General features: G+C 43.9%; 8 protein-coding genes. 2 read left to right on the forward strand and 6 right to left on the reverse strand.

Translation table 11 applies throughout. The annotated features are described in order from the left end of the window. Positions 1 to 243: 243 nt before the first annotated feature. From FFM73_RS03920 to FFM73_RS03945, 6 genes are all read right to left on the reverse strand, one after another. On the reverse strand, positions 244 to 2,085 hold the full coding sequence (locus FFM73_RS03920) for a glycosyl hydrolase family 28-related protein (protein ID WP_137630483.1): 1,842 nt from the start codon (positions 2,083 to 2,085) through the stop codon (positions 244 to 246). Between the two features lie 167 nt (positions 2,086 to 2,252). Beyond that, positions 2,253 to 2,726, reverse strand: a complete 474-nt coding sequence (locus tag FFM73_RS03925; RefSeq protein WP_137630484.1) for a nucleoside 2-deoxyribosyltransferase — start codon at positions 2,724 to 2,726, stop codon at positions 2,253 to 2,255. Between the two features lie 88 nt (positions 2,727 to 2,814). Next, the gene (locus FFM73_RS03930) at positions 2,815 to 3,591 is read right to left on the reverse strand and encodes a hypothetical protein (protein WP_137630485.1); all 777 of its coding nucleotides are present in this window, start codon (positions 3,589 to 3,591) and stop codon (positions 2,815 to 2,817) included. Positions 3,592 to 3,930: 339 nt separating this feature from the next. After that, positions 3,931 to 5,229 carry a nucleobase:cation symporter-2 family protein gene (locus FFM73_RS03935; RefSeq protein ID WP_268920498.1) on the reverse strand — a complete coding sequence of 433 codons (1,299 nt, stop codon included), beginning with the start codon at positions 5,227 to 5,229 and terminating at the stop codon, positions 3,931 to 3,933. A gap of 127 nt (positions 5,230 to 5,356) precedes the next feature. Then, positions 5,357 to 5,668: a PTS sugar transporter subunit IIA gene (locus FFM73_RS03940; RefSeq protein WP_137630487.1), complete on the reverse strand. Its 312-nt coding sequence runs from the start codon at positions 5,666 to 5,668 to the stop codon at positions 5,357 to 5,359. A gap of 143 nt (positions 5,669 to 5,811) precedes the next feature. Further along, entirely contained in the window at positions 5,812 to 6,435 is a 624-nt protein-coding gene (locus FFM73_RS03945; RefSeq protein WP_137630488.1) for a DapH/DapD/GlmU-related protein, read from the reverse strand. A 65-nt stretch (positions 6,436 to 6,500) separates the two neighbouring features. Between FFM73_RS03945 and FFM73_RS03950 the strand changes: the two genes are divergently transcribed. Together FFM73_RS03950 and FFM73_RS03955 are read left to right on the forward strand one after the other, a co-directional pair. Next, positions 6,501 to 7,664: an NAD(P)-dependent oxidoreductase gene (locus tag FFM73_RS03950; protein WP_137630489.1), complete on the forward strand. Its 1,164-nt coding sequence runs from the start codon at positions 6,501 to 6,503 to the stop codon at positions 7,662 to 7,664. A 95-nt stretch (positions 7,665 to 7,759) separates the two neighbouring features. After that, the gene (locus FFM73_RS03955; protein ID WP_137630490.1) at positions 7,760 to 8,377 is read left to right on the forward strand and encodes a DedA family protein; all 618 of its coding nucleotides are present in this window, start codon (positions 7,760 to 7,762) and stop codon (positions 8,375 to 8,377) included. The last annotated feature ends 244 nt before the right edge of the window (positions 8,378 to 8,621 follow it).

Genomic DNA, 8,621 nt, shown 5'->3' on the forward strand with positions numbered 1-8,621 from the left:
GGCCTGGCAAGACTATTTAAAATAGTCCTGTCAGGCCCTTTTCATCTGTCTTACCGATTATCAACCGGTTTCAAACTAAAATTCTATTGAACTTAGGTAATCCCACATGTTACTATGATAGATAGAAATCAAGCGTACATATCACCAGTTTCATCTATTCACTCTTGGTGAATGCACATAGAGCAATTATTCAAGCTGACCGCTTTTGCGGCTGGCTTTTTTTATTGCATTTAGATCATTGCTCTAATAAAAAGCACCGGTTCTCGTCCAGTATTTATTGTTAACTAAATAGTAGGTCGACGTTTTACCATTGATGACCGACACCCGGTTGGCACTCTTAGTGATCGAAACGGGTTTAGAACCCAGATCTGACGTTGTCCCAGCCAATTTAGCCAGTTGCGGATCATTAAAGACCTTGGTATACATCGTATACTTCTTGATGGGTGTCATGGTCCGCTGATACGTCTGGTACTTAATTGAATCAAACTGCAATGCACCGGAACGAACCCAGTATTCCCGGGCGTTGGGGTTCGAACTAAACCGAATGCGATACCAGTTACCGGTATCAGCAGTCGCCCGCATATCAACGTAAACGATGCCGGATTTCGACGCATGCGCCCAGCCGTCTTTAGACTGATAAATGTACCAGCCGGCGTGCCCGCGAATATGGTTATACAAACTGTACTTCTTAGCTGCCTGTGCGGTTAATTTAGCATATTGCCCGTTATAGCCAGAAGCATAGGTTTCCTTTTTATTCGTTGCTTGGTTGCCCTTATACTTACCAGTCAATTTTTGGAGCTTCGGCGTATTTTTAACATCAGTCGGTTTGACCGCCACGTTCTTGTTGTTAGTATTGTCACTCACCGTCATGTCGCTAGGATTCATACCAGCACTTAACACGAACGGAATATTGCTCTTAGAACTGGTGATCTTATTACCGGTCACCTTGACGCCACTAATACCGCCACCCTTAGTATTATCAAAGTAAACGTAACGGTTATTCGGATCCAGATTAACGAAATTATTGTCGGTAATTTGAATATTGTTCATCTTGACAAGTGGTGACGTGTTAAAGATTCGAATGTAGTTACCTGAACCTAAAGCACCCTTATTTTCAAAAGTATTATGGCTAATGTACAGGTTGGAAACACATTCGAAATGAATGTTAGCGTCGTCGCCATTGTCACTTAACAGCGGCTTGGCATCTTGGACGTAATTATTGGTGAAATGAATATCATGAATGATGCCACCCGCACCCTTAGCATACAAAGCGTGTTGCCCAATTGGGTTAGGTGCAAACGACTTGACTGAACCAGAAGCGTTTGAAAGCGGTACAAAACTGTTGCCGTTGACGTTAACATCGTAGGATGCCAAATTATCATAGACGTCTCCTGGCTGATGGTAAGACATGGCTTTATGATTTGAATAGTCAACTTGGATGGCTTCCTTATAATCGTAGTTGGCCTGTGCATTAAAGCCCGTAAACGTGGAGTTTTCCACGTTAATACCATGGCTGCCATCAATATCCAAATAGTGCCCAGTTGGTGATTCAGCATTATCAAAGGTACAGTGATTAAAGTTTACCTGCTGTGCGTGATTGATCGATTGGGTAAACACACTTTGACCGTCGCTTCTATTGTAATCGCCACGAAAAGTCGCGTTGTTCCAAGTCACATTGCGGATCCCACCATCGTAGCCAGCCTTAGGACTAGGATAAACGAACGGCATCCGGTTGCCATCTTTAATACTAAAAACCGCCCCTTTATCGAAATCAAAGGTTAAGTTGGAATGAAGCACGATGGCATTTAACGCCTCGTTGGTAAACAGATAGTTGCCCTTCGGTACGTGAATAGTCACGTTTTCAGAAGCATTAGCATCGTTAATGATCTGCTGCAGCTTCGCGCTATTATCCGTTTTGCCGTCACCGACCATTCCCTGATCAGTGACGTTAACGGTGTTATCTGCCGCTTGAACAGTAACTACCGAATTCAAATTTGAATGGCCAGTCCCAAACTGCGTCCATCCAACGCCCAAAGTCAGGCCTAACACTAACAGACTCAACATCATTTTGCTTGTTTTATTCATTTATCATGACCCCTCTCCCAAAATAAAAATAACGCTTACTCCTAGAATAACAAAGATTTCAGTATTCGCATCAATTGTTTACAAAATTGGGTAATTTTAAGGCAGAATTGTGCATATTATAACCGAATGCAATCAAAAAGCCACCCGTTTCAGGTGGCATCACGATGCTAGAAAACTTCTTTATCGGTATAGTGTTGCGTGAGGTCATTAAAATCATAGGACTTCAAAGCCTGAATAGCATCCTTACCATTGTAAAAAGCAGTGTAAGACTGTGCCAGCATCAAGTTCAATTTTTTACTTTCGTCATACTGAACCAAAATAACGGGAATACCGGCCTGCCATGCCGCACCAATTTCAAAAATGGTACCGGAATCCGGTTCGTTTTCCTTGGTCTCTTCATATTGATAATCCAAAATGGCAACCACTGCATCCGCTCTGCGAATCTGACGGACATCGCTATTAAACGTTGCAACTTGCCACTTAAAAGTACCAAATTCAAGATCTTCTTGCTGATGTTCAGAGGGAATAAAAATACCATTTTCGGCCACCGTTTTATTGGCCCGCAATAAACCTACAACTTCATTTACACGATTATTTTGACCATCACTAAAGAATGGGGCTGCTAAGTAAATATTATTCATGACAAGGTACACTCCTTTGTTATATTATCCATTAGCATACCATATTTAAACCGAATTTTATCATTAAAAATGCCCTCATTTTAAACGATTAACGATGCTGAAAGATCCACTGGGTAAACGGTTGAGAATCATCATTATGACGCATCAGCCAGTCACGAATAATGAGACTATTGTTATCTGTTTGACTATTCAGCAAGTTGAGCAGTCCCACTTCGTCATTGGAAGCTAACTGCTTGATGGCTGTTAAATTAGCAGATAGCCAATCGATTAAGGCTACCGGAATTTTACTGACATATCCCTGCTGATCTTCAACCGCAATCACCAGATCTGCGGGAACAATGACATCCGCTTCTGCTGGTACATGGTCCAGCGTCACTAATCGAGGCGTAATTCGAGCTAATAACTGGGCACTCATTTCAACAAGCGTATCGGCTACCGAATCAGTCTTTGACGTTAACATCGCCGCAAACACGCCGATCGTGCCGTAACGTGCTAACGACAGCGCCCCCATCAGTGGCAGCAACCGGGCATCGTGTTGAACTTGGTGTAACAAATAGGCACCTAAATATTGCTCAGTAGTAGCCGTTGCTTCGTTGAATTTAAAGCTTGCTAAAATATCGCTTTCGGAAACGTTGCGGTCTTTGAACTGTTTTAGATCATGTTGATTCAACCGGGCATTATCCATAAAATGCGCCAGTGCTACCTCGTCAGTCCCAACGGGTGAAATCAAGCTCGCAAAGGGTCGCTCACCCGCAACAGCTACCCAGGCATAACTCGCCTGTAATTGGGCGACTAATTTTTGAGGCAGCGTAACGGTTTCTAGTTCAGCTGGCAGTGATCGGTCTTGATAATTTTCAGATAACATTGGGATTTCCCCCTTACATTCCGTATTTCCGTTATCATATTGAACTTTCCCGGTAAATGCAACGGTTAAGACTTACCCAAAAAAGAGCCCCAATAACTGATTAGTTATCGGGACCCCTTCTTCTGCACACGACGGCAAAATCGTATGCCAACAAGTATTTAGCACATTTATCGTAGCAGTTTTTAGTCCTTTATTCAGTTAAAATTTAATTAGAATCAGTCAAACCATTTCCTTTAGCCACCGCTTAACGGTCATTTACACTCGTTTAGTTTAACATTGGGCATTCAACTCATTTTCAGACTAAAAAAGCAGCTCATCACTGGACTGCTTCGTTAACTGTTATTCTTCAACTTTATGCTGCAATGACGTATTGTTCAACAAGATATTGAGGATCACTGCGACAAAACTCCCTACAACCATCCCGTTGCTCAAAATGGTTTGAGCTTCGGCTGGTAAGAACTGGAACAGTGCTGGCTGAGTGGTGACGCCTAATCCAAGACCAACAGAGACCGCAATAATTAATAGGTTACGGTTGTTAAGCTCAACCTTCATTAACATTTTGATTCCTTGAGCGCCCACCATACCAAACATCACTAGCATCGCGCCACCCAAGACGGAAGCTGGAATCAATGTGGCAATGGCACCAAACTTAGGAATCAAGCCTAAAATAATTAATAGGAAGGCTGAATAGTAAACTGGTCGCAACTTTTTAATTCCCGATAATTGAACGATCCCAACGTTTTGCGAGAAGGTTGAATATGGGAAGGTATTGAAAATCCCACCAAGAATGGCGGCAATTCCTTCAGACCGATAACCATGTTTCAGATCCTTCGTATCCAGATCACGACCGGTAATTTCTGCCAGTGCGAAGTAAACACCGGTGGACTCGATCATACAAGTAATAGCAGCTAAAATCATCGTGGCAATGGAAGACCATTCAAAGTGGGGCACCCCAAAGTAAAATGGCCGTGGTAGCTGCAGCCAGTGAGCGGCACTCACTGGTGCAAAACCAACTTTCCCCAACGCAATCGCTAACAGCGTGCCGACCAAGATACCGATCAAGATCGCAATTTGTTTAATAAAGCCGCGACCCCAGATATTAAAGATAATGATCACTAATGCCGTCGTAAAGCCCAGTATTAAGTTGACGGGTGAGCCAAAACTTTTAGCAGTGGCATTCCCACCACCGAGGTTTTGAAACGCTACTGGAATCAACGTAAACCCAATCAAGGTGATCAAGGATCCCGTCACTACCGGTGGGAAGAACCGTCTTAAGTTGGCAAACGGCCCAGCAATCAAAAAGATAAAGATTCCGGCAGCAATTATCCCGCCATACATATAAGTCCAGCCAAAATGATTCCCGATACTTTGCAGCGGTGCGACGTATTCCACGGCACACCCTAAAACGACCGGTAACCCGATTCCGGTGATCGCCGTTCGCTTTAATTGCAATAACGTTGCCACACCACACATAAAAATATCCATTGAAACCAAATAAGTCATCTGAGCGGCGCTAAAGTGAAGCGCACCACCAACTAGTAACGGAACTAAAATGTCTCCAGAATACATTGCTAATAAATGCTGAAAACCTAAAATTAAGTTTTTTACTACTGAACGATCATTATGAACAGTTTCCAAGATCCACTACCCCTCATTCGGTTTTTATATTATTTGTAGTTTCATAATATCATCTATACAATAGCCATTCAAACAAATTCTGAACATTAAATATAATTCGTTTCTAAAAGTTCGTCTTTGCAAGCGTTTACTTCGCTATTTGCTCATAGACTGCCACCAGTTCACGACCAAGTTCCATCGTTGTCATTGCCATACTCAGGTGATCCTGGGCATGGACCATCAGTAACGATGGTCCATCATCTGAATCAACGTGGGTCTTAATGTAGTCACTTTGAGCTTGATGCCCCTCACCCAGGCGTTTTTGGGCAGCTGTAAAGTTGGCCTTAGCTGCCTGGATATCACCCTTTTTGGCTAAATCGATCCCCTCAAACGCCAATTTCTTAACGTCGCCCGCAGCTAGGATCAATTGCATGGCCACGTGCTGTTCATCATCGGTCATTTGGCCCTCCTTCCTAAAAAGTTTTTTAACTATTACCGTAGCGCCAATTTTCAGCAAATGCAATCGTTTTTTTTATTGTCCTATAGGCAAAAAAAGAACCCCACCGTTATTACCACAACGTTAGCGTTCTTAATTTTAACCATTTATTGTAAATGCTTAGCAACAAATTCTTCAATTGGTAATCTAAAATCAGCGTAGTTTGCTTCCAGTTCTTCCCGGGACCAATTCCACCAAGCAATTTTGGCTAGGTCTGCTTTAATTTCATCCGGAAAGCGGTCTTTAATCTTTTTACCCGGAATACCGCCAACGATCGTATAAGGTGGCACATCTTTAGTAACGACCGAACCGGCGCCGACCACCGCGCCATCGCCAACGGTCACGCCGGCTTGAACCACCACATCGTGTCCCAACCAGACGTCGTTACCGATCACCGTTTTTAACTCCCGGCGCTGCTGCAAAAACGCCGTATCGGGGTCACCAAACCCATAGCCAGTCCCATTATATGCAAAAATGTGCTGACTTGGTCTATTATAAGGATGGTTAGTCGGTCCGATGCGAACCATGGCTGCCATACTGATGAACCGTTTCAATTCACTGTTTTGAATAAAACATAGCTGACCGGTATAGGTGTAATCATCGATGGTACTGTTATCGATAAAATTCTGACTGCCGATTTCCACGTATTGACCAAATTTCGTATCCTTGATCTGGCCGCCTTCACCAATCGTTGGCTGATCCTTTGAGAGCTTTACGTAATCAATATGCATGAGTCTCACCCCTAATTTAAAATTTGAACCTATTATACTCGAAAATCCTTTTTGGAGGTCAAATGATGTATCAAATAAAAGCAATTGATGAATTTAACTTAAGCGCATTTACCAGTGACGTCTTTCAGATTAAAGATACCAGCACACCTGACGCCATTATCGTCCGCAGTTCCAACGTCTCAGATCAGCTGATCACGCCACGGCTACTATTAGTGGCCCGCGCCGGTATTGGTACGAACACCATTAATATTGAGGCCTGCACGCAAAACGGGACGGCCGTTTTTAATACCCCGGGCGCTAACGCTAATGCGGTCAAAGAACTCGTCTTGCAGGCGCTTTTTAATAGTACCCGACCGTTGCAGTCCGCTATCGCACACACGGCGACATTGACTGGCGATGATCTGCAAACTCAAGCCGAAGCTACGCGCTATCAGTTTATTGGTGGCGAATTATACGGTAAAACTATTGGCATTATCGGTCTCGGTACGATCGGTCAGCAACTGGCTGATAGCTGTTACCACCTCGGTATGCAGGTGGTTGGCTATAACCGCAGTTCTAAGGGGCTGCAATCCGTTCAGCAGTTGGCCACCATTGATGACGTCTTAGCCGTAGCAGATTTTGTTGTGCTCCTCCTACCGCTTACCGAAAGTACCCGCGGAATTATGGCCGCCAAGCAGTTCCAACTAATGAAGCCAAGGGCGGTACTGCTAAACTTTGGCCGAGGCGCACTGGTAGCTAACCAAACCGTGATTGAAGCCTTGAATCAGGGCGAACTTAGACAATACATCACTGATTTTCCAGCTGAAGCCCTCCAGGATCAAGACCATGTGGTGATGTTGCCGCACCTAGGCGGCAATACCGTTGAAGCCCTCTCCAAGAGCGCCAACCTGACCCTGCAAAATATGCGGGATTTTCTGGAAACGGGTGTTATTCGCGCTTCCGTTAATTTTCCAACCGCCGATCTTAACTTTAGCAGCCCCAACCGTTTAACCGTATTCTTCAAGTCGCGCGCTTCATTTTGGAATGACGTTTCAACCGTCTTAAACCGGTATCATGTGCCGATTCTGGAAATGATCAGTAATACCAAGGGCGACTATGGCTACATGCTGGTCAACATTAATCTAGTGGCTAACAACGTCACGGCTGATCAAAGAAAGCAGCTGATCAGTGATCTTAAGGCAGTTACTGGTACCTTACGAGTTCGCATTCTCGACAATTTGAATGCTTAAGAATTTCTAAGCTCGATGCAAGCTGATTGACCGCGTGCCTAAAGTTTCGCTAAACTAGAGAGAACCTATTCCACTACATCGTTAGGAGCGCGCTTATGAATACGCAAACGATCATGACCCTCATCGACCAGTATGGTTATCTGGCAATCATTTTTTTAATTATGCTGGAAAATGTTTTCCCGCCGATTCCCTCTGAGGTCATTCTCACCTTTACTGGCTTTTTAACCCTCACTAGTCATCTAACTGTTTGGGGCGCAATATTGGCTTCAACACTGGGCTCAATATTAGGCGCGATTCTTCTGTATGGCATTGGCCGACTAGTTTCAGTAGAACGGCTAAGTCAGTTTGTCGATACTCGGATGGGCCGGCTACTTCGTTTAAAGCAGACTGATATTGAACGTGCTAGTACTTTTTTCAATCGTCGAGGTAGTATTGCCATCTTCTACGGCCGATTCGTGCCAGTAGTACGCAGTTTGATTTCAATTCCTGCTGGTATGGCTGAATACCCTTTTTGGTCGTTTGTCGGCCTTTCAATCTTGGGAACCGCAGTTTGGAACACAGTCCTGATCTATGCAGGTGCCCTTGCTGGTAACCATTGGAAAACTGTCCTGGACTGGTTTGAAGGTGCCTCATCAATCATCTTACTGGTGGTCATCGCCTTATTAGTGTTCGCGGGTGTTCTTTACTATTTTAAGAAGCAACGAAAAAATTGAAAATCATGTTAAAAGGGGTCTTTGTCAAACGGTGTTGATTAACGACTTGATTATATTTAGAGCTTTCTCTTCGGAGGAAGCTCTTTGTTGCTTACGGGATTTGAGTGGTCGAGATCGGAAATATCGGGACTTTGTACCCTTTAAGTGGATTTTGGGTACACTAAATAACCCTTTGTTCTAGGGGCATTCGCAATAGGGACTAAGCAGCGATTTGGAAGATTCGGATAAACATGTTTTCTTGGTT

The sequence above is a fragment of the Secundilactobacillus hailunensis genome, from assembly GCF_005405185.1.
GTDB classification, from domain to species: Bacteria; Bacillota; Bacilli; order Lactobacillales; family Lactobacillaceae; genus Secundilactobacillus; species Secundilactobacillus hailunensis.

What these genes read in the sequence shown, in the direction of transcription:
- FFM73_RS03920 (WP_137630483.1), bottom strand. Translation starts at nt 2,085, where the DNA reads ATGAATAAAACAAGCAAAATGATGTTGAGTCTGTTAGTGTTAGGCCTG.
- FFM73_RS03925 (WP_137630484.1), bottom strand. Translation starts at nt 2,726, where the DNA reads ATGAATAATATTTACTTAGCAGCCCCATTCTTTAGTGATGGTCAAAAT.
- FFM73_RS03930 (WP_137630485.1), bottom strand. Translation starts at nt 3,591, where the DNA reads ATGTTATCTGAAAATTATCAAGACCGATCACTGCCAGCTGAACTAGAA.
- FFM73_RS03940 (WP_137630487.1), bottom strand. Translation starts at nt 5,668, where the DNA reads ATGACCGATGATGAACAGCACGTGGCCATGCAATTGATCCTAGCTGCG.
- FFM73_RS03945 (WP_137630488.1), bottom strand. Translation starts at nt 6,435, where the DNA reads ATGCATATTGATTACGTAAAGCTCTCAAAGGATCAGCCAACGATTGGT.
- FFM73_RS03950 (WP_137630489.1), top strand. Translation starts at nt 6,501, where the DNA reads ATGTATCAAATAAAAGCAATTGATGAATTTAACTTAAGCGCATTTACC.
- FFM73_RS03955 (WP_137630490.1), top strand. Translation starts at nt 7,760, where the DNA reads ATGAATACGCAAACGATCATGACCCTCATCGACCAGTATGGTTATCTG.